The organism is Pseudoxanthomonas mexicana, assembly GCF_001556105.1.
GTDB lineage: Bacteria > Pseudomonadota > Gammaproteobacteria > Xanthomonadales > Xanthomonadaceae > Pseudoxanthomonas_A > Pseudoxanthomonas_A mexicana_A.
Map to the genome: position 1 here is coordinate 1 of NZ_LSIF01000041.1, position 19,247 is coordinate 19,247.

Here is a 19,247-nt window from a genome sequence, read left to right on the forward strand (position 1 = left end):
GTAGTGCCCGAGCTGGCCAGCCGGGACCACGTCCGCAAGCTGCTGCCGCTGATCCGCCAGACCCTGGCCGAGGCCGACCTGGGCACCGGCGACCTGGACGGGGTGGCCTACACGGCCGGTCCGGGCCTGGTCGGAGCGCTGCTGGTCGGGGCCGGGGTGGCCCGGTCGCTGGCGTGGGCGCTGGACGTGCCGGCGGTGGCCGTGCACCACATGGAAGGCCACCTGCTGGCGCCGCTGATGGAAGACGACCCGCCCGAGGCGCCGTTCGTGGCCCTGCTGGTCTCCGGCGGCCATACCCAGCTGTTGGCCGTGGACGCCATCGGCCGCTACCGCCTGCTCGGCGAGACGCTGGACGACGCCGCCGGCGAGGCCTTCGACAAGACCGCCAAGATGATGGGTCTGGCATACCCCGGTGGTCCGCAACTGGCGGCGCTGGCCGAGAAGGGCGCCCCGGGCCGGTTCAAGTTCGCCCGGCCCATGACCGACCGGCCGGGCCTGGATTTCAGTTTCAGCGGCCTGAAGACCCAGGTGCTGCTGGCCTGGCGCGACAGCGACCAGTCGGACCAGACCCGCGCGGACATCGCGCGCGGGTTCGAGGATGCGGTGGTCGACACGCTGGCGATCAAGTGCGAGCGCGCGCTGGACGAAGCCGGCAGCGACGTCATCGTCATCGCCGGTGGCGTGGGCGCCAACAAGCGCCTGCGCGCGAAGCTGCATGAGATGGCGGCGAAGCGCGGGGGCCGCGCCTGCTTCCCGCGGCCGTCGCTGTGCACCGACAACGGCGCGATGATCGCCTTCGCCGGTGCGCTGCGGCTGGAAGCGGGCCAGCACGAAACGGCGGAAGTGAAGGTCACGCCGCGCTGGGACATGGCCACGTTGCCTCAGGTGAACGCGAACGCGTGATGCGGGCGCTGCCACGGTTTGCCGTTACCATGCGCGCACTCCGTCATCAGCAGCCCGCCATGGACATCGTTTTCATCGAAGACCTGCGCATCGAGACCGTCATCGGCATCTACGACTGGGAGCGCGGGATCCGCCAGACCGTGGCGCTCGACGTGGAGATGGCGTTCGACAACCGCGTGCCGGCCGGGAGCGACGACATCGCGCACACGCTGGATTACAAGGCGGTCTCGAAGCGACTGATCTCGTTCGTCGAGGAGGCGAACTTCGGGCTGGTCGAGACGCTCGCCGAACGCTGCGCCGAGATCATCCGCGAAGACTTCGGTGTGGCCTGGGTGCGGCTGAAGCTGAGCAAGCCCGGCGCCGTCACCGGCGCACGCAACGTCGGCGTGCTGATCGAACGCGGCGTGCGCCCGGACTGACCCATGGGAAAGGCCTACCTCAGCCTCGGCAGCAACGTGGAACCCGAGCGTCACCTGCGCGCCGCCGTCACGGCGTTGCGCGAGCGCTTCGGCGACGTGCTGCTGTCGCCGGTCTATCGCACGCGCTCGGTCGGCTTCGACGGCACCGATTTCCTGAATTCCGCGGCGGTGATCGACAGCGATCTGGATCCGCTCGCGCTGAACGACTGGCTGCATGCGCTGGAAGACGCGCACGGCCGCGACCGCAGCGGCCCGCGCTTCTCCGATCGCACGCTCGACATTGACATCGTGTTCTACGACGACCGGGTGATGCAGGGGCCGGGCAACTTGCGGTTGCCACGCGACGAGCTGAAGCATGCGTTCGTGCTGCTGCCGCTGGCCGACATCGCGCCGGACATGGTCGATCCACGCAGCGGCCAGCGGCTGGATGCGCTGTGGCAGGCGCATGCCGATCGCGATGCGCCACCGGGCGTGGTGGCGATCGATTTCACCTGAGTGGGGTCAGCGGATCCCGCGTCCGCCGTCCACGCGGATCGCCTGGCCGGTGACGTAACCCGCCGCATCGCCCAGCAACCACGCCACGGTGCCGGCGATGTCGTCCGGCTCGCCGACGCGTCCCAGCGGCGTCTGTGCCAGCAGCCCTGACTGTACCTCCGCATCGATGCCGCCGTCCGGCCACAGGATGGCGCCGGGCGATACCGCGTTCACCCTCACCTCGGGCGCCAGCGACACCGCCAGTCCGCGCGAGACAGCGAGCAGGGCGGCCTTGGACGCGGCATAGACCGCCAGGTCCGCACGCGGCAGGTCGGCGTAGACGTCGGCGATGTTGACGATGGCGCCATGCACGGCGCGCAGGTGGGGCGCTGCCGCCTGTGCCAGGAAGAACGGTGCGCGCGCATTGACCGCGAACAGTTCGTCCCATTGCGCTGGCGTGGCGTTGCCGGCAGGCGTCGGATAGAACGCCGACGCATTGTTGACCAGTGCGTCCAGGTGACCGTAATGACCCACGGTCTTCGCCACCAGCTCCGGCAACCGGTCGAAGGTCGCCAGATCGGCCTGCAGCATCAGCGTGCTGCCAGGGCGAGCGGCCTCCAGCTCGTCGACCAGCGTGCGCATGTCGACGGCCGAACCGCGGTAATGCAGCGCCAGATCGTAGCCGTCCGCATGCAGCCGGCGCGCGATCGCCGCGCCAATGCGGCGGGCAGCACCGGTGATCAGGACGACACGACGCGGCGTGGACATGGTGGACTCCGGGGCGGGAGTGGGCATTGTCCCCGCTTTGCACCGGAATGGCGCAGCGCGACGCCGAAAACGTGAGTCGAGCTGCGTGCCGCGCCCATGCTTGACGGCGCGCACATCGACCGTGCATGTTGCGACGCATCACCCCTCGCCGGATGTGCCGGCGAAGGACAGCGGAAAGGGCGAATGGACTGGGCGAAGTACCGCACCACGACCTTTGACGAACTGATCCAGGCCGATGGACGGCCGCGGCCGGCCGCGCGTCGTCTGGTCGAGTACCTCGCCGGCCTGTCCGGTCGCGAACTTGCCGAACGCCAGTTGGCCGCCGACGTGGTGGCCCGTGTGCAGGGCATCACCTTCACCGTGTACTCCGACGGCCGCAACGTCGACCGCACGCTGCCGTTCGACCTGATCCCGCGCATCATTCCGCTCAGCGAATGGCAGCGCACCGAAGCGGGCCTGAAGCAGCGCATGCGCGCGCTGAACCTGTTCATCGGCGACATCTACGGCAAGCAGCAGATCGTCAAGGACAAGGTGTTCCCGGCGATGCTGCTGAAGGATTCGGTGAACTTCCGCGAGCAGTGCGTCGGCATCACGCCGCCGCTGGGCGTCTGGGCGCACATCTGCGGGTCGGATCTGGTGCGCGACGGCGACGGCACGCTGTATGCGCTGGAAGACAACCTGCGCATCCCCAGTGGTGTCAGCTACATGCTGGAAAACCGCATGGTGGCGAAGCGCGTGTTCCCCGAGCTATTCGAAACCAGTTCCATCCTGCCGGTCGACGAATATCCCAGCCAGCTGTACGACACGCTCGCCGCGCTGTCGCCGCGGCCGGGCAACACGCCGGTGATCGCGCTGCTGACGCCGGGCGTGTTCAACAGCGCCTACTTTGAACACGCGTACCTGGCGCAGGCGATGGGCATCGAACTGGTCGAGGGCAACGACCTGTTCGTCGCCGACGACGATTGCACCTACATGCGCACGGTGTACGGCCCCAAGCGGGTCGACGTGGTCTACCGGCGCGTCGATGACCTGTTCATCGATCCCGAGGCGTTCCATCCGGAGTCCGTGCTCGGCGTGCCCGGGCTGATCCGCAGCTGGCGCGCCGGCAAGGTGGCGCTGGCGAATGCGCCGGGCGCGGGCGTCGCCGACGACAAGGTCGTGTTCGCCTACGTGCCGAAGATGATCAAGTACTACCTCGACGAGGATCCGATCCTGCCCAACGTGCCCAGCTACCTCTGCCATAACGCGAAGGAGCGCAGGTACGTGCTGGAGAACATCGAGAAGCTGGTGGTGAAGCCGGCCAACGAATCCGGCGGTTACGGCATGCTGATCGGCCCACGCTCGACCAAGCGCCAGCGCGAGAAATTCAAGGCGCTGATCGAGGCGAATCCGCGCAACTACATGGCACAACCCACGCTGGCGCTGTCCACCGCGCCGATCGTCACCAAGCAGGGGCCGTCGCCGCGCCATATCGACCTGCGCCCGTTCGTGCTGTCGCGCCAGGACACCTACGTCACCACCGGCGGGCTGACGCGCGTGGCGATGGTGAAGGGCTCGCTGGTGGTCAACTCCTCGCAGGGCGGCGGCGCCAAGGACACCTGGGTGGTCGACCTGTCCGACGACGAGGAGGCTGCCTGATGCTCTCCCGTGTCGCCGACAACCTTTACTGGTTCAGCCGCTACGTGCGGCGTGCCGAGAACACCGCGCGCCTGGTCGGCGTCGGCAGCCAGTTGCAGCTCGACATGCCGCGTTCCGTCCGTTTCGCGTGGCGGCCGATGATCGATACGGTGGGCGCCGGAGAGTGCTTCGAACAGTGTTACCCGGAGACCGCGGACGCCGCCGGCGATGCGGACGTGATCCGCTTCCTGCTGCTGGACGAACGCAATCCGTCGTCGCTGCGCACGTCCGTGGATTCGGCGCGCGAAATCCTGCGCAGCATCCGCGATACGCTGCCACAGGACGTGTGGGAAGCGATCAACGACCTGCACCTCTACATCGGTGCGCAGGGCGAGCGCAGCCTCAGCCGACGCTACCGGCTGGAATTCCTGCAGCGCATCGTCGACGGCTGCCTGAAGGTGTCGGGACTGCTGAGCGCCAACGTCAGCCGCGACATCGGCTACCAGTTCCTGCGCCTGGGCACCGGCCTTGAGCAGGCCGACATGACGACCCGCATCATGGATGCTGGCGCCTCGGGACTGGTGACGCCGCGCAACGAGGACGACCGCGAGGCGTTCCAGAACATGCAGTGGATGAGCGTGCTGCGCTCGCTGGCCGGCTACCAGATGTTCCGCCGGCACGTGCGCCAGCGCGTGACCGCCGAGCTGGCGCTGCGCTTCCTGCTGCAGAACAACGAATTCCCGCGCAGCGTGCACTTCTGCCTGTCGCGCGTGCAGAGCGTGCTGCCGACCATGCCGCCGCGCCCCGGCGTGGACCGCCACCTCAACCGCGTGATCGGCCTGACCCGCAACGCCGATCCGGCCGTGCTGGCGACGCGCGATCCCGCGCAGTTCATGGACCAGATCCAGGTGCATCTGGGCGCGTTGCACGATGCCATCGCGGAAGGCTACTTCCACGGCTGATGGGCTTGCCTGTAGGAGCGACGTGAGTCGCGACCGCACGGTCGATGCGTTAACCGACGCTGGAAGCATGCGCAGGAGTCGTCCGCCGATGCTCTTGTAGGGCCGCGGTTTCAGCGGTCTTCAAGTGCGTGGTCGCGACTGATGTCGCTCCTACAGAAAGCAGCAGGGCTACTGCTGTCCTTGCGCGTCGCCGGGATCCTGCCGCGACGGCGCGCGACGCGGCGGCATCACCGGCAGCGGACCGGTCGCCGGCTCGGCTTCGCGCTGCGGTTCCCATGGAAATCTCGGCAAGCTGTGCACCGCAGCCTCCAGCTTGCGCGACCAGGTGTCGTGGATCTCCGAGTACAGCGGCGTGTCCGCTTCCAGCCGCATCTTCTGGCTGATCTTCAGGTCGCCGTTGCGCAGCAGCGCCATGTCCACCGGCATGCCGACGGACAGGTTGGAACGGATGGTCGAATCCAGCGACACCAGCGCGCAGCGCGCGGCGTCTTCCAGCGGCGTTTCCGGGCGGATGATGCGGTCCAGGATCGGCTTGCCGTACTTGGATTCGCCGATCTGCAGATAGGGCGTTTCCGGCGAGGTGGCGATGCAGTTGCCGAGCGGGTAGATCATGTACAGGCCGGGCCGCTCGCCGGCGATCTGTCCGCCGAGGATCAGCGTCGACTGCACGTTGACGCCGCTCTGCTGTGCTTCGTCGCTCATCTTTACCTGGCTTGCCACCAGCGTGTCGCCGACGTATTCCGCCACTTCGTACAGGTGCGAGAACGTGCGCAGGCTCTGCTTCGCGTTGGGATCGTCGGCGTCGCGCTGCAGCCGCGAGATGGTCAGCTGCGTGGTGGCCAGGTTGCCGGCCGACATGATGACGAACACGCGGTCGCCCGGCCATTCGAACACGTGCATCTTGCGGTACACGCGCACGTCGTCGAAGGAGGCGCTGGTGCGGGTATCCGCGGCGAAGACCAGGCCTTCGTTGACTTCGATGCCGACGCAATAGGTCATGGCGTGTCCGTTGCTGCTGTGCATCACGATTCTATGCGTGCCCTCCTGGGTTGGCTAGAGCCGGCGCCCCAGTGTGAAACGGCCCGTACAATGGCGGAGATTCCCGCTTCTGGTGCGATATGCAGGCCGACCTCCCTCTTCCCGATGACGCCGCGCAGGCGCACAGCGCGCGGCTCGCCGCACTGATCCGCAACGAGATCGCGGCCGAGGGCGGCAGCCTGCCGTTCTCGCGGTTCATGGAGCGCAGCCTGTACGCGCCCGGCATGGGGTACTACAGCGCGGGCAGCACCAAATTCGGCGAGGCTGGCGACTTCACCACCGCGCCGGAACTGGGGCCGCTGTTCGCCAGTTGCGTGGCGCAGGCGGTGGCGCCGGTGCTGCAGCAGATCGGTCCTGAAGCGGAGTTCGTCGAGATCGGCGGTGGCAGCGGTGCATTCGCCGAGATCATGCTGAAGCGGTTGCTGGAGCTGGATGCGCTGCCTGCGCGCTATGCCATCCTCGAGCCCAGCGCCGACCTGCGCGAGCGCCAGCGCGAGCGGCTCGGCCAACGCCTGATTCCGCCGGTGTTTGACCTCGTGGAATGGCTGGACGGTCCGCCGTCCGAGACATGGAATGGCGTGCTGTTCGCCAACGAAGTGATCGATGCCCTGCCGACGCCGCGCTTCACACTGCGCGATGGCGAGGTGTTCGAGGAGGGCGTGGCGGTCGAGGCCGATGGCCGTTTCGTGCGCGCCGATCGTCCGGCCGATGCGTTGCTGGCCGCCGCGGTGCGCCATGTCGAACGCTATCTGGAGCAGCCATTCCCCGACGGTTATCGCTCCGAGTTGCTGCCACAGCTCCCGTACTGGATCCAGGCGGTGATGGGTGGGCTGGATCGCGGTGCGATGCTGTTCGCCGACTACGGCTATACCCGCCGCGAGTTCTACCAGCCGGATCGCGACGAGGGCACGCTGCGTGCGTACTACCGCCACCGGGTGCACAACGATCCCTACCTGTGGCCGGGACTGCAGGACATCACGGCGTCCGTCGACTTCACCGCGCTGGCCGAAGCCGGCACGCAGGCGGGCTTCGACCTGGCCGGCTACACGACGCAGGCGAACTTCCTGCTCGGCAACGGTTTGCAGGAGCGTTTGAACGAAGCCGAGGCGCGTGCTGACGAGACCACGCTGCTGCGCCTTCGCAACGAGGCCAAGCGGCTGACCCTGCCCAGCGAGATGGGCGAGCGCTTCCAGGTGATGGGGTTCTCCAGCGACGTCGAGTTCGGCACCGCCTTCCTGTTCAACGACCTGAGCTGGCGCCTGTGAGCGGCATTTTCGTATTGAAGCCTTTCCGCCGGCCGCGTCTGTGGCTGGGGCTTTGGCTGCTCGCCGTTGTAACGGTGGCGGTGTTGTCGTTGGTCAACCTGAGTGGCTTGCCGCCTGTGCCGGAGGGCGGCGACAAGGTGGAGCATTTCCTTGCGTACGCGCTGCTGTCGGCATCGGCGATGCAGCTGTTCGCCGCACGCCGAGGATGTGTCGTGGTGGCGCTGCTGCTGGTCGCCCTCGGGATCGTGCTGGAACTCGCGCAGGGCTCGTTGACATCTACGCGCATGGCCGATGCGTACGATGCGCTGGCCAATGCGCTGGGGGTGTCGGCAGGCTTTGCGACGCGGCTGACGCCACTGAGCCGCCTCCTGTTGTTGATCGACGCCCGCCTGGCGCCCGCGCGGCCCTGAAGAAGAAAAAGCCGGGATAAGCCCGGCTTTCTCCTGCTGCCGAACGGCGCCTCAGCGCGGTTGCAGCGTGATGCGGTCCAGCACCCACATCTGCGGGCGCGTATCGCCGGTGAAGCGCACGCACAGGTCCTGCTTGCCGGTGGTGCCGGCCGGCAGCGCCGCCTCGAGGTCGAGGAAGCCGTCGGCGTTAGGTGCGGCAGGCAATGCCACGGTCGCCAGCGTGTGGCCCTTGCATCCGCCACCGAGGATCTCCAGTTCGCCCAGCGGTGACTTCGCCGGTTCGAAGGTACGGGCCGGCTCGTCGTGGGCCAGCTGGAAGTAGTACGGAATGCGGCCCGCCCGCACCTTGATCGATGCGATGCCGTCCAGGTCGGCCTGGTTCCACTGCCAGCACGGATAGAAGATCGTCGCGTTGAAGATCGCGCGCTCGCCTTCCAGCGGACCGTCATCTTCCAGCCGCAGCAGCAGGCGTCCCGCATCCGGGCACACGCCCATCGCTTCGTCGGTACGGGTCAGCATCGCGGCAGGCGTCAGTTCGAACGTGGACGCCGGCGCCAGCGCGCGGCCGTCGGCGAACGCGGCCGCACGCACGGTGGCTGGCAGCTTCACGTCCAGCGGCGTGGCGAACGTCGGCGAGGCCTGCGTCGGTTCGCTGCCGTCGGTGGTGTAGTGCACCGGGTAGTCGAGCGGATTGGACAGCGTGACCTTGGCGGTTCCGGCCTTGCGGTCGTCCTCGGTGGCGATCAGCGGTTCGAACGGCGTCTTCGCGTAGCCCAGGCCGATGGCGTCGTAGCGCTTCAGCTGTGTGGGCAGACGGGCGGTGAAGCTGGCGAAGTCCTTCTTCGCCGCCGGCGTCCAGCCGGTTTCCGCCACCGCGGCCAGGCGTGGGAATGCGTTGTGCTGCAGGCGGGCGAACGTGCGGGTGTGCTCGGTCCACAGGTTGGCCTGGATGCCGAGGATGTGGTGGCGCTGGCTCGCTTCCAGCTCCTCCGGCACCGGTTCGAAGCCGTACACATCCTGCAGCGTGATCAGGGCCGGGCGACCAGGCGGTTCGTTTGGCGACGCGGTCTGCAGGTAGTCCAGGTAGGTCTTGTTGGAGGGCGACATCACCACGTCATGGCCCTGGCGTGCCGCTTGCAGACCACCTTCGATACCGCGCCACGACATCACGGTGGCTTCGGGCGGCAACTTCGCTTCGAGGATCTCGTCCCAGCCGATCAGGCGCTTGCCGTGGGTGGACAGGTATTTCTCCAGGCGCTCGACCAGGTACCCCTGCAGGTCCATCTCGGTCTTCGCGCCGACCTGGCGCATGCGCGCCTGTTCGCGCGCAGAGGCTTCCCACTGGTCCTTGACCGCTTCGTCGCCGCCAACGTGCACGTAGGTACCGGGGAACAACGTGACCACTTCGCCCAGCACATTCTCGAGGAAGGTGATGGTGCCTTCTTCGACATTGACCAGGTTGGGGAACACGCCCCACTCGTTGGACGGCACCAGCGGCGTATCGATGGAGCCCAGTTCCGGATACGCGGAGATCGCAGCGGTCGCATGGCCCGGCACATTGATCTCGGGCACCACGGTGATGTGGCGCTCGGCGGCGTACTTCACCACGTCGCGGATCTGGTCCTGCGTGTAGAAACCGCAGTACGGGCGCGGCTCGCCCGTCTTCGGATCCTTGCCGCCGTCGCCAGCGGGAATGCGGCAGCCGCCGATCTCGGTGAGCTTCGGATACTGCTTGATCTCGATGCGCCAGCCCTGGTCGTCGGTCAGGTGCCAGTGCAGGGTGTTGAGCTTGTGCAGCGCCATCGCGTCGATGATCTTCTTGACGTCATCGACCTGCTGGAAATGGCGCGCCGGATCCAGCATGAAGCCGCGCCAGCCGAAGCGCGGTGCGTCGTTGATGTGCAGGGCGGGCAACGTAACGCGGCCCTTGTCGCCCTGCGTGATGAGTTGCCACAGCGTCACTGCGCCATAGAACAGGCCGCGCTCGTCCTGCGCTTTCACCGTGACGCCATCGGGCGTTACGTCCAGCGTGTAGGCCTCCGGGTTCGATGGCGCGGTGTTGGCGGGTTCGAGCACGAAGCGGATCACGCCCTTGCCGTCCTCCTGCGTGGTGGCCAGCGCCGGCGCGCCCGCCGATTGCAGGTAGGCGGCGAACTGCTGCGCGACGCGCGTCGCCGCCTCGCCACTGGCGAACAGGCGGGTCTTGGCACTGATAGCGAATGATCCATCGCTCGTCTGCAGCTCAGCGGGGGCCGGGATCAGCGACGGCGTGATCGGCGTGGATGCGGCAGCATCGGCGGCCGTGTCACCGGCCGGCTTCTTGCAACCCACAAGCGCCAGCAGGGTGAAGGCCAGTCCGGCCAGGGCGCGATGGGCGAAGGATCGTTTCATCGGAGTCCTCGATAGCGAAGGGCACAGCATGCCCAAAAAAAGGCGGGCCCGGACAAGTCCAGGCCCGCAGAGGGAGAGCGTTCCCTTACATCGTAGTGCTTAGAATTTGAAGCGGAAGTTCAGGTAGTACTGGCGGCCGTTCTGATAGATCGAGCGCGGCTGGTCCCGGTTGAGCGCGTAGTACTTGAGCTTCGGCTCGTTGAGGTTCAGGCCGTCCAGGGTAATCGACAGCCAATCCGAGGCCCTGTAGCCCAGCGAGGCGGAGAGCACGTCGGTCTCGTCCTGATAGAACGCCGTGGCGCGATCCAAGCCGCTGTAGAACTCAGAGCGATAGGTGTAGTTGATGCGTGCGTTGAAGCGGTCATTCTCGAAGTATGCGCCGATGTTGTACGTGTTCTTCGAAGTACCCACCAGATCACGGCCGTCATCTTGCTCGCCGTTGGCGAACGTGTAGTTCGCGTTGATGCCGAAGTTCTCGCCGATGGGCTGTTCGTACGTCAGTTCGACGCCCTTCACCTTGCCATTTGTATTCACCGGCACCGTCAGCACGTAGTCCGCCAAGAAACCCTGCGGGTTGGTCGTGCTATAGGTCATGTACTGACGCGTTTCCTGACCGTAAGACACGTAGTCCTTCAGGTCCATGTAGAACACGCTGGCGGCCAGCAAAGCCCGGGGGGCGAAGTACCATTCCAGCGACGCATCGAAGTTGGTGGACAGGATCGGCTTAAGATCAGGGTTGCCGCCGCTGCCGGAGCCCGGCGCACCCGGGGATGCTGGCGGGCTCAGCGATACGGCACCGGCCAGCGCGGAGTAGTCCGGACGTGTCATCGTGCGCGAGGCGGCGACGCGCGCCACCAAGTCGTCGGTGAGGTTGAACTTCAGGTTGGCGCTGGGCAGCAGGTCGGTGTACGTGTTCTCGGTGACCACCGGCAGGTACGGTCCAAAGTCCGAGCCAGTGAGCGCATCCGGCGAACCGGTACCCGATACATTGTTGCGGATGCGCTGCTGCGTACGCACATAGCGCAGGCCGACATTACCGCTCCAGCGATCGCCTTCGAGGTTCAGCTGTGCATAACCGGCAGACGTCTCTTCCTGGATGCCGTACAGACCGGCCCAGTCGGTGCGCGTGCTTGGATCACGGTTGGTGAAACGGTCGTTGAACGCGGCCAGTTGCTGCGGCGAGAAGTACCAGATGTCGCGCGGGAAGCTACCGCCCAGGCCATTCGCGAAGTCACCCGGATAGTTGGTATAGCCACCAGTCGGATAGTTGGCGGGGTCGAACGGCGACTGCGTACCCACCGGACAGAAGTAGGGTTGACTCCAGTCGAAGGCCACGGTGTTGCCGCTGGAATTCTTACAGGCGGGGCCTTGACCCGTGGCACCGAGGGATTCGCGGCTGTGCTCGGCGTAGCGTACGCCGAACTGCAGCGAGGTCATGTTGCTGCGGTCGATAAAGTATTCTCCGTCCAGCTGCCCCCACTTTTCTTTGTCCTCCACCTTCACGTCCTGGTAGCCGAAGATCCAGCCCAGCGTGTCCGCAGTCGGACTGGCGGGATTGCCGCCGATGGTCCAGTTGGCCGCGCCGACGCCATTGAGGCCCCACCCGCCACCCGCGCCGATGCCGACATTCCACTCGGCCACGTCCTGAGTGGGCGTTTTGCCGGTACCTTCGGAGGTGCCCAGCTGCGCTTTGAAGACCAGACTGTCGCTCGCCTGCCATTTGGCATCGAATGCGACGAACGAAGAATCCGCACTCGCATCAGGTCGCGAGATCTGGTCGTACACGCCGTAGGTCGTCCCGGGGACGCCGGCAAAGTTGGCTTGCACCAGCGTGCCATTGCGAACCACGTAGCCCGGCAGTGGCGCCTGGCCATTGCCTTGCGCCAGGAAATGAGTCACCCACAGCAGGTAGTTGCGGTTGTAATTGCCCGCTTTCTGGTTGGATACGAAAGCGTTCACGCCGAGCGTAAGGTCATCCGACGGCTTGAACTGGACTTCCAGCAAGCCGCCCTTTCGTTCGCGCTTCTGCTCGAACAGCGCCGAACCGATCATAGTCGGATACCACACATTCGCCAGGTCAGGATTACTGGTAGCCACTGTGCTTCCCGGCAGAATGCGTTCGTACCCGAGCAGTTCCTGGCCGTCGCGCCGTAGGCTGCGCTCCTCCGAGAACACCTGTAGCAACACGCCGAAATTGTTGGCGTCGTTCTTCCAGTTCAGCAGTCCGCTGAACTGCGGTTCGGTTTTGCTGGGAAGATCGGAGTAGACCGCGCCGATCGAAGCTTCGGCGGTGAAGTTCTTGGCGAACTCCAGCGGCTTGCGCGTGATGATGTCGACAGAGCCTGCTACGCCGCCTTCGACCAGGCTGGCCTGCGAAGACTTGTGCACCACGATCTGGCTGACCAGCTCGGAGGGCAGCAGGGTGTAGCTGACGCTGCGGCCGACCGTGCCTGTCTGGTTCAAGACGAACCAATCGCCAGACGCGATGTTGTGACCGTTGAACAGCGTCTGTGTAAGGCTGGGATTGGTGCCTCGCATGGAAACGCGGTCGTTCTCGTCGAAGCCGCCCTCATTGGCGCCCGCCGAACTGACGGTTACGCCCGGAATGCGTTGAAGGGAGTCAGCGACGTTCTTGTCGGGCATCTTGCCAATATCTTCGGCGGTGATGATTTCCACATGGCTCTTGGCATCGCGCTTGACGTCCAGCGACTTTTCAACACTGCCGCGGATGCCGGTGACGATGACTGCATCCAGGTCGGTAGCCTGTTCTGCGGTGCTGGGGGTAGTGGCTTCCTGCGCGCTGACCTGCATTGAAAACGCGAGGCCTACGGCGATCGAGGCCGAAAGGATCGAGGTGCGGTACTTCATGATGTCTCTCCCATCATTGTTTTGAATTCCGGCAGCCATCGCTCGCGCTGTTCCGCCGTGCCTGGTACTTCGGTGTTGCCTGGCGTTGCACGTATCCCCTGCACCCCGCCCCTTGATGCCCGCGCCTGTCCCGGCGCTTCCCCTCAATTGCCTTCGTCGCGGTCCAGGTACCACCGGGCCGCACCGATCACACCCAACTGCCCGTGCTCCACGACTTTCACGGGAATGCGTTCCAGTGCCTCGCGCATCGATCCCTTGTTGAGGAACCTCGGCACGAAGCGGCTGCCGATCAGGAAGTCGCGGATCTTCGGCAGGATGCCGCCGGCGAGGTACACGCCGCCCTGTACGCCGTACAGCAGCGCCATGTCGCCGACCACGCTACCCAGCAGTCCGCAGAACACGTCGAGGCTTTCGCGCGCCAGCGCGTCTTCGCCCGACTGCGCGGCCGCGGTGATCTGGCCCGGGTGGGTGTAGGGCGAGGGCGGCGCGCCACGCACGGCGCGGAGCGCGGCATGGAGGTTCATCAGTCCGGGGCCCGACAGCGCCTGTTCGACCGGCACGTGCGAGCGCGTCTTCAGCATCTCGTCCAGCAGCGCCATTTCCAGCGCATTGCCGGCGGTCAGCGCGGCCTGGCCGGCTTCGGTAGCGAGCACGACGGCGCGCCTGCCGGCGGGGATCCAGACGGCGGCGCCGAGACCGGTGCCCGGGCCGAGGACCAGCGTGGGACCGTGCTTCGGCGCGATGGCCGGCCCGGTCAGCTGCAGCACCTCGCTGGCGTCCATCTGTGCGGCGGCGTGCGCCACCGCTTCGAAATCATTGACCAGGCGGACGTCGTCGAAGCCGAGTTGTGCGCGCAGCCCGGCCGGCGACAGGCGCCACGGCAGGTTGTTGGTGATGACAGTGCCGTCTTCGAGCGCGTAGCCGGCGCTGGCGATGACCGCACGCGCTACCCGCGTCGTGCCCAGGCCGGCGATGAAGTCCGCGACGATGTGGCCCAGGCCTGCGTGTTCGGCGCAGGCGTACTTGCGGTACTCCAGCACGCTGACCGGTTCGCCCGGATCGCGGCTGCCGCGGACGAGGCCGATCCGGACGTGCGTGCCACCGACATCCGCCGCGATGAAGGCGTCGTGCGCCCCGCTGATGGCATCTGTCGGCATTGGATTGGCGATGGCGACCACACGTTTCCCCACATGTTCGCGGCCGGGATTCCCGCACCCCGATATGGCCGGAGTGTGGAAAGTGTTTGACAACGTTGTCAAGGCTCTGTCATGAAATAGCCGTTCAGCAGGCGCGGAGGCATCGCAAAACGGAAACGATCTCCGTATTCAGCGAATCATTTCTCGCATTAATGGCTTTAATTGTTGAATTGGAAGGGGGAATCCGGGCAAGTCCTGCGGGACTTGATGCTGCAGTGCACGACGCCGCTGCTATCACATTGATGGTTTCAGCGTGGCGGCGCCGGCAGTATTTCCCGGTTCAACCGATTGGCTTTGACAACGTTGTTCCCGATGTCCGACGCTCTGGCGCCTGGCATCGCCAGTCCAAGGGGATTCCATGACCACCGCAGCCGGGTCCAGCCCGCTCCGCTCGCTCGCCATCGTCGGCGTGCTGTTCTTCATCATCGGCTTCTTCACCTGGATCAACGGGCCGCTGATCACGTTCGTGCAGCTCGCCTTCGACCTGGACGAGGTGAACGCCTTCCTCGTGCTGATGGTGTTCTACCTGTCGTACTTCTTCCTTGCCCTGCCCGCCGCGGCGCTGCTCAAGCGCACCGGCATGAAGAAGGGCCTGGCGGCCAGCCTGTTCGTGATGGCGGTGGGCGCCGCGATGTTCGGCGAGTTCTCCACCCAGCGCTGGTATCCCGGCGCACTGTCCGGCCTGTTCGTGATCGGCGGTGGCCTGGCGCTGCTGCAGACGGCGGTGAACCCCTACGTCAGCATCCTCGGCCCCATCGACAGCGCCGCCCAGCGCATCGCGCTGATGGGCATCTGCAACAAGGTCGCCGGCATGCTGGCACCGCTCGTGCTCGGCACGCTGGTGCTGCACGGCGTAGGCGACCTGGCCGCGCAGGTCGAAGTGGCCGATGCGGCCGGCAGGGCGGTGTTGCTCGATGCGTTCGCGGCGAAGATCCACCTGCCGTACCTGGCCATGGCGGGCATCCTGGTGGTGGTCGCCATCGGCATCCTGTTCTCGCCGCTGCCGGACGTGAAGCCGTCCGAAGCCAACGCCGCGGTCACGGCCGGTGCGCCCGACGACGGGCGCGGTCTGTCGCAGTTCCCGCACCTGTGGCTGGGCGTGCTGTGCCTGTTCCTCTACGTGGGCGTTGAGGTGCTGGCGGGCGATGCGATCGGGACGTACGGAAGGGGCTTCGGACTGCCGTTGGACCAGACCAAGCTGTTCACGACGTACACGCTGTTCGCGATGCTGGCGGGATACCTGGTCGGCTTGGCCGTGATCCCGCGTTTCATCTCGCAGGAGCGCTACCTCGCCATCTCCGCCACACTCGGCGTGCTGTTCGCACTGGGCGCATTGCTGACGCACGGCTACGTGTCGGTCGGCTTCGTCGCCGCGCTCGGCTTCGCCAACGCGATGATGTGGCCGGCGATCTTCCCGCTGGCGATCAAGGGACTGGGCCGCCACACCGAGACCGGCTCCGCGCTGCTGATCATGGGTATCGCCGGCGGCGCGATCCTGCCGCAGGCGTTCGCGGTGCTGAAGCAGCACTACGACTTCCAGCTGGTGTTCGCAGGACTGGCCATCCCGGGCTATCTCTACATCCTCTACTACGCGCTGGTCGGGCACCGGGTAGGCGCGTCGAAGCGGGCGGCGACGGCGGTGCCGGAACGCGGCATCATGGCGGACTCGCCTCCATGACGGAAACGCCCATGCGCCGACCCACCATCAAGGACGTCGCCGAACGCGCGAAGGTCTCGCTGAAGACCGTGTCCCGGGTCATCAACAACGAGCCCTCCGTGCTGCAGGGCACGCGTGCGCGGGTGCTGCATGCCATCGCCGAGCTGGACTACGAGCCGGACCAGTCCGCGCGCAACCTGCGCAGCGGCACGCCGTTCGTGATCGGGCTGGTCTACGACAACCCCAACCCGTACCACATCATCGGCGTGCAGAACGGCGTGCTGGCGGCGTGCAAGGAGACCGGCTTCGGCCTGCAGATCCATCCCGTCGATTCCACCTCGCCACTGCTGGCGGAAGAACTGGTGGAGTTCGTGCAGCGCTCGCGCCTGGCCGGGCTGGTACTGACCGCGCCTATGTCCGAACGTGCGGACCTGGTCACCGCACTCGCCGCGCGGGGAGTGAAGCTGGTGCGCATCATCGCGGCGACCGAAGATCCGGAAGACGGGCTGCCCTGCGTCTACGTCGACGACCGCGACGCCGCCTACGAGATCACCGAGCACCTGATCCAGCTCGGACACCAGCGCATCGGCTTCCTGTGGGGCGGGCTGGCACACCGGTCGAGCACCGAACGCTACGCCGGCTATGAGAAGGCATTGAAGGACTACGGCATCACGCTGGACAAGCATCTCGTGGTGCCGGGCGACTACACGTTCGATGACGGCTTCCGTGGTGCCCGCCGCCTGCTGGCGCTGCGTGAGCCACCCACCGCCATCTTCGGTTCCAACGACGAAATCGCGGCCGGCGTACTGGCCGCGGCCAAGTCGGCCGGCATGAACGTGCCCTACGACCTGTCCATCGCCGGCTTCGAAGACAGTCCGTTCTCCAAGCAGTCATGGCCGCCGCTCACCACCGCCAAGCAGGCGACGCAGGACATCGCGAAACAGGCGGCACGCCTGCTGATCGCCGGGCTGCGCACCGACGCTTACGACGACAATCCCACGCCCGTGCACAACCAGGGCTTCGTGCCGCAACTGGTCGTGCGCGGTTCCACCGCACCGGTCCGCCCACGCGCGGAACGACCTGAATCGCCTTCGACATGACGACATCGCTTCCCGCTCCCGCCGACACCCTGATGCACCAGGAGGCCGCCCAGGCCTCGGCCATCATCGCCGACCAGTACGCGCGCAACGCCGACACGGTGAAGGCGCTGGCAGCCGATCTCCGCCGCAACCCGCCGCCCTTCGTCGTCACCTGCGCGCGTGGCAGTTCGGATCACGCCGCGACGTACGCGAAGTACCTGTTCGAAACGCAGCTCGGCGTGGTCACGGCCTCCGCTTCGCCGTCGGTCGGTTCGGTCTATGAAGCCAGGCAGCGGCTGGATGGCGCGCTCTATGTGGTGATCTCGCAGTCGGGCAAGAGTCCCGACCTGCTGCGCAACGCGACCGCGGCGAAGGAGGCCGGCGCGCGCGTCGTCGCCATCGTCAACGTGGCCGATTCGCCGCTGGCCCAGCTGGCCGACACGGTGCTGCAGATGCATGCCGGGCCGGAGCGCAGCGTGGCCGCGACCAAGAGCTATCTCGGCTCGCTGGCCGCGATCCTGCAGTTGACTGCGTACTGGAAAGACGAAGCACTGCTGCATGACGCGGCGCGCGCCTTGCCCGAAGCGTTGCAACGCGCATGGCAAGCCGACTGGTCGCCGCTGACCGAGGGACTGGTCGGCGCGCACAACCTGTTCGTGCTCGGCCGTGGCCTGGGCCTGGCCGCCGCGCAGGAGGCGGCACTCAAGTTCAAGGAAACCTGCGGCCTGCATGCCGAGGCGTACAGTTCGGCTGAAGTGAAGCATGGGCCGATGGCGCTGGTCGGCCCTGGGTTCCCGGTGCTGTGCTTCGCGCAACCGGATGAAACCGAAGCGGGCACGCTGGCGCTGGCACAGGAGTTCCGCGGCCGCGGTGCGCAGGTATGGGTCGCCTCGCGCCAGGGCGACCTGCCGCTGGTCGAAGCGCCGCATCCTGCCTGCGCGCCGCTGCTGACCGTCCAGAGTTTCTACCGCGCGATCAATGCGCTGGCATTGCGCCGCGGACACAATCCCGACGTGCCGCCTCACCTCAACAAGGTCACCGAAACGGTATGAATGCGCTGCCTGCCGCCACCGCGCTCTGCAATGCCCGTGTGCTGACGCCGGACGGTTTCGTCGAGGGGCTCGCCGTGCTGATGCAGGACGGCCTCATCGTCGACCTGATCGCTGTCGAAGCGCTGCCTGCCGATGCTGTCAGGCAGGATCTGCAGGGCGCCTCGCTCGTGCCCGGCTTCATCGATGCGCAGGTCAACGGCGGTGGCGGCGCGCTGTTCAACAACGACACGAGCGTCGACGCGATCCGCACCATCGCGGAAGCGCATCGCCGGTTCGGCACTACCGGCCTGTTGCCGACGCTGATCAGCGACGATGCCGAGGTGATGGCGCGCGCGGTCGAGGCGACGCGCGCCGCCATCGAGGCAGCGGTACCGGGCGTGCTCGGCATCCACCTGGAAGGGCCGTACATCGCGCCGGCGCGCAAGGGGACGCACAACGCGGCGAAGTTCCGCGTGCCCGACGACGGCGAAGTGGCGATGGCGACGTCGCTCGACAATGGCGTGACGCTGCTGACGCTGGCGCCGGAGCAGGTGCCCGCCGATACCATCCGCGTGATGGTGGCGCGCGGCGCCATCGTCGTCGCCGGCCATACGGCGGCCACGTACGAACAGATCCGCGCCGGCATCGACGCCGGCGTGTCCGGCTTCACCCATCTGTACAACGCGATGTCGCCGCTGCAGGGGCGCGAGCCCGGCGCGGTGGGCGCGGCGCTGGAAGACGATGGCTGCTGGTGCGGCGTGATCGTCGATGGCGTGCACGTGCATCCGGCCAGCCTGCGCGTGGCACTGGCGGCCAAGCCACGCGGCAAGGTGTTCCTGGTGACGGATGCGATGCCGATGGTCGGCTCCGACGATCCGTCCTTCGATCTCTATGGCGAAACCATCACCGCCGTCGATGGCGTGGTACGCAATGCCGCCGGCTCGCTGGCCGGCTCCGCGCTGGACATGGCGACCGCCGTGCGCAACAGCGTGCACCTGGTCGGCCTGCCGCTGGAGGAAGCCGCGCGCATGGCGTCGACCTATCCGGCCGAGTTCCTCGGCCTGGGCGACACGTACGGAAGGATCGTGCCCGGCTGGCGCGCCGACCTGGTTGCCCTGGATTCGGACCTGCAGGTGGTCGGCACCTGGATAGGTGGCGAGTGACGTTCG

16 protein-coding genes are annotated in these 19,247 nt (G+C 66.6%); 11 read left to right on the forward strand and 5 right to left on the reverse strand.

Annotation, left to right across the window (positions count from 1 at the left end; all coding sequences use genetic code 11):
* The 3 genes from tsaD to folK all read left to right on the forward strand — a co-directional run.
* Nucleotides 1–903: tRNA (adenosine(37)-N6)-threonylcarbamoyltransferase complex transferase subunit TsaD (gene tsaD / locus AX730_RS07330; protein ID WP_062354160.1), on the forward strand; the 903-nt coding region annotated here is incomplete at its 5' end.
* 59 nt (nt 904–962) lie between these two features.
* On the forward strand, nt 963–1,322 hold the full coding sequence (gene folB / locus AX730_RS07335) for a dihydroneopterin aldolase (protein WP_062354163.1): 360 nt from the start codon (nt 963–965) through the stop codon (nt 1,320–1,322).
* Between the two features lie 3 nt (nt 1,323–1,325).
* Nucleotides 1,326–1,817, forward strand: a complete 492-nt coding sequence (folK, locus tag AX730_RS07340) for a 2-amino-4-hydroxy-6-hydroxymethyldihydropteridine diphosphokinase (protein WP_062354166.1) — start codon at nt 1,326–1,328, stop codon at nt 1,815–1,817.
* A 6-nt stretch (nt 1,818–1,823) separates the two neighbouring features.
* Here folK and AX730_RS07345 read toward each other — a convergent pair whose 3' ends face one another.
* On the reverse strand, nt 1,824–2,564 hold the full coding sequence (locus AX730_RS07345) for a pteridine reductase (protein WP_062354169.1): 741 nt from the start codon (nt 2,562–2,564) through the stop codon (nt 1,824–1,826).
* A gap of 183 nt (nt 2,565–2,747) precedes the next feature.
* On the opposite strand from AX730_RS07345, the gene AX730_RS07350 reads away from it, so the two are divergent.
* Both AX730_RS07350 and AX730_RS07355 read left to right on the forward strand, forming a co-directional pair.
* On the forward strand, nt 2,748–4,202 hold the full coding sequence (locus AX730_RS07350) for a circularly permuted type 2 ATP-grasp protein (RefSeq protein WP_062354172.1): 1,455 nt from the start codon (nt 2,748–2,750) through the stop codon (nt 4,200–4,202).
* Nucleotides 4,202–5,143: an alpha-E domain-containing protein gene (locus AX730_RS07355; RefSeq protein ID WP_062354174.1), complete on the forward strand. Its 942-nt coding sequence runs from the start codon at nt 4,202–4,204 to the stop codon at nt 5,141–5,143. The genes AX730_RS07350 and AX730_RS07355 overlap by 1 nt, the downstream gene beginning before the upstream one ends.
* A 168-nt stretch (nt 5,144–5,311) precedes the next feature.
* On the opposite strand, the gene AX730_RS07360 is transcribed toward AX730_RS07355, so the two are convergent.
* On the reverse strand, nt 5,312–6,142 hold the full coding sequence (locus AX730_RS07360) for a proteasome-type protease (RefSeq protein WP_062354232.1): 831 nt from the start codon (nt 6,140–6,142) through the stop codon (nt 5,312–5,314).
* 119 nt (nt 6,143–6,261) lie between these two features.
* Here AX730_RS07360 and AX730_RS07365 point away from each other — a divergent pair, with 119 nt between their 5' ends.
* Nucleotides 6,262–7,446 carry a class I SAM-dependent methyltransferase gene (locus AX730_RS07365; RefSeq protein ID WP_062354177.1) on the forward strand — a complete coding sequence of 395 codons (1,185 nt, stop codon included), beginning with the start codon at nt 6,262–6,264 and terminating at the stop codon, nt 7,444–7,446.
* Between the two features lie 14 nt (nt 7,447–7,460).
* The gene (locus AX730_RS07370; protein WP_157074148.1) at nt 7,461–7,856 is read left to right on the forward strand and encodes a VanZ family protein; all 396 of its coding nucleotides are present in this window, start codon (nt 7,461–7,463) and stop codon (nt 7,854–7,856) included.
* 51 nt (nt 7,857–7,907) lie between these two features.
* On the opposite strand, the gene AX730_RS07375 is transcribed toward AX730_RS07370, so the two are convergent.
* From AX730_RS07375 to AX730_RS07385, 3 genes are all read right to left on the reverse strand, one after another.
* Nucleotides 7,908–10,247, reverse strand: a complete 2,340-nt coding sequence (locus tag AX730_RS07375; protein WP_407071477.1) for a beta-N-acetylhexosaminidase — start codon at nt 10,245–10,247, stop codon at nt 7,908–7,910.
* 99 nt (nt 10,248–10,346) lie between these two features.
* Complete coding sequence (locus AX730_RS07380) at nt 10,347–13,115, reverse strand: TonB-dependent receptor (RefSeq protein WP_062354186.1); 2,769 nt, start codon at nt 13,113–13,115, stop codon at nt 10,347–10,349.
* Nucleotides 13,116–13,258: 143 nt separating this feature from the next.
* On the reverse strand, nt 13,259–14,293 hold the full coding sequence (locus tag AX730_RS07385; protein WP_407071478.1) for a glucokinase family protein: 1,035 nt from the start codon (nt 14,291–14,293) through the stop codon (nt 13,259–13,261).
* Nucleotides 14,294–14,669: 376 nt separating this feature from the next.
* Here AX730_RS07385 and AX730_RS07390 point away from each other — a divergent pair, with 376 nt between their 5' ends.
* The 4 genes from AX730_RS07390 to nagA are packed head-to-tail and all read left to right on the forward strand — an operon-like array spanning nt 14,670 to nt 19,241.
* Nucleotides 14,670–15,989: a sugar MFS transporter gene (locus AX730_RS07390; protein ID WP_062354192.1), complete on the forward strand. Its 1,320-nt coding sequence runs from the start codon at nt 14,670–14,672 to the stop codon at nt 15,987–15,989.
* 11 nt (nt 15,990–16,000) lie between these two features.
* On the forward strand, nt 16,001–17,068 hold the full coding sequence (locus AX730_RS07395) for a LacI family DNA-binding transcriptional regulator (protein ID WP_062354235.1): 1,068 nt from the start codon (nt 16,001–16,003) through the stop codon (nt 17,066–17,068).
* A complete protein-coding gene (locus tag AX730_RS07400; RefSeq protein WP_062354195.1) occupies nt 17,065–18,099 on the forward strand; it encodes an SIS domain-containing protein in 1,035 nt (344 codons plus the stop codon). Before AX730_RS07395 ends, AX730_RS07400 begins: the two co-directional genes overlap by 4 nt.
* Nucleotides 18,096–19,241 (forward strand): N-acetylglucosamine-6-phosphate deacetylase, encoded by a 1,146-nt coding sequence (gene nagA / locus AX730_RS07405; RefSeq protein ID WP_062354198.1) that lies wholly within the window; start codon nt 18,096–18,098, stop codon nt 19,239–19,241. The genes AX730_RS07400 and nagA overlap by 4 nt, the downstream gene beginning before the upstream one ends.
* Nucleotides 19,242–19,247: the final 6 nt, after the last annotated feature.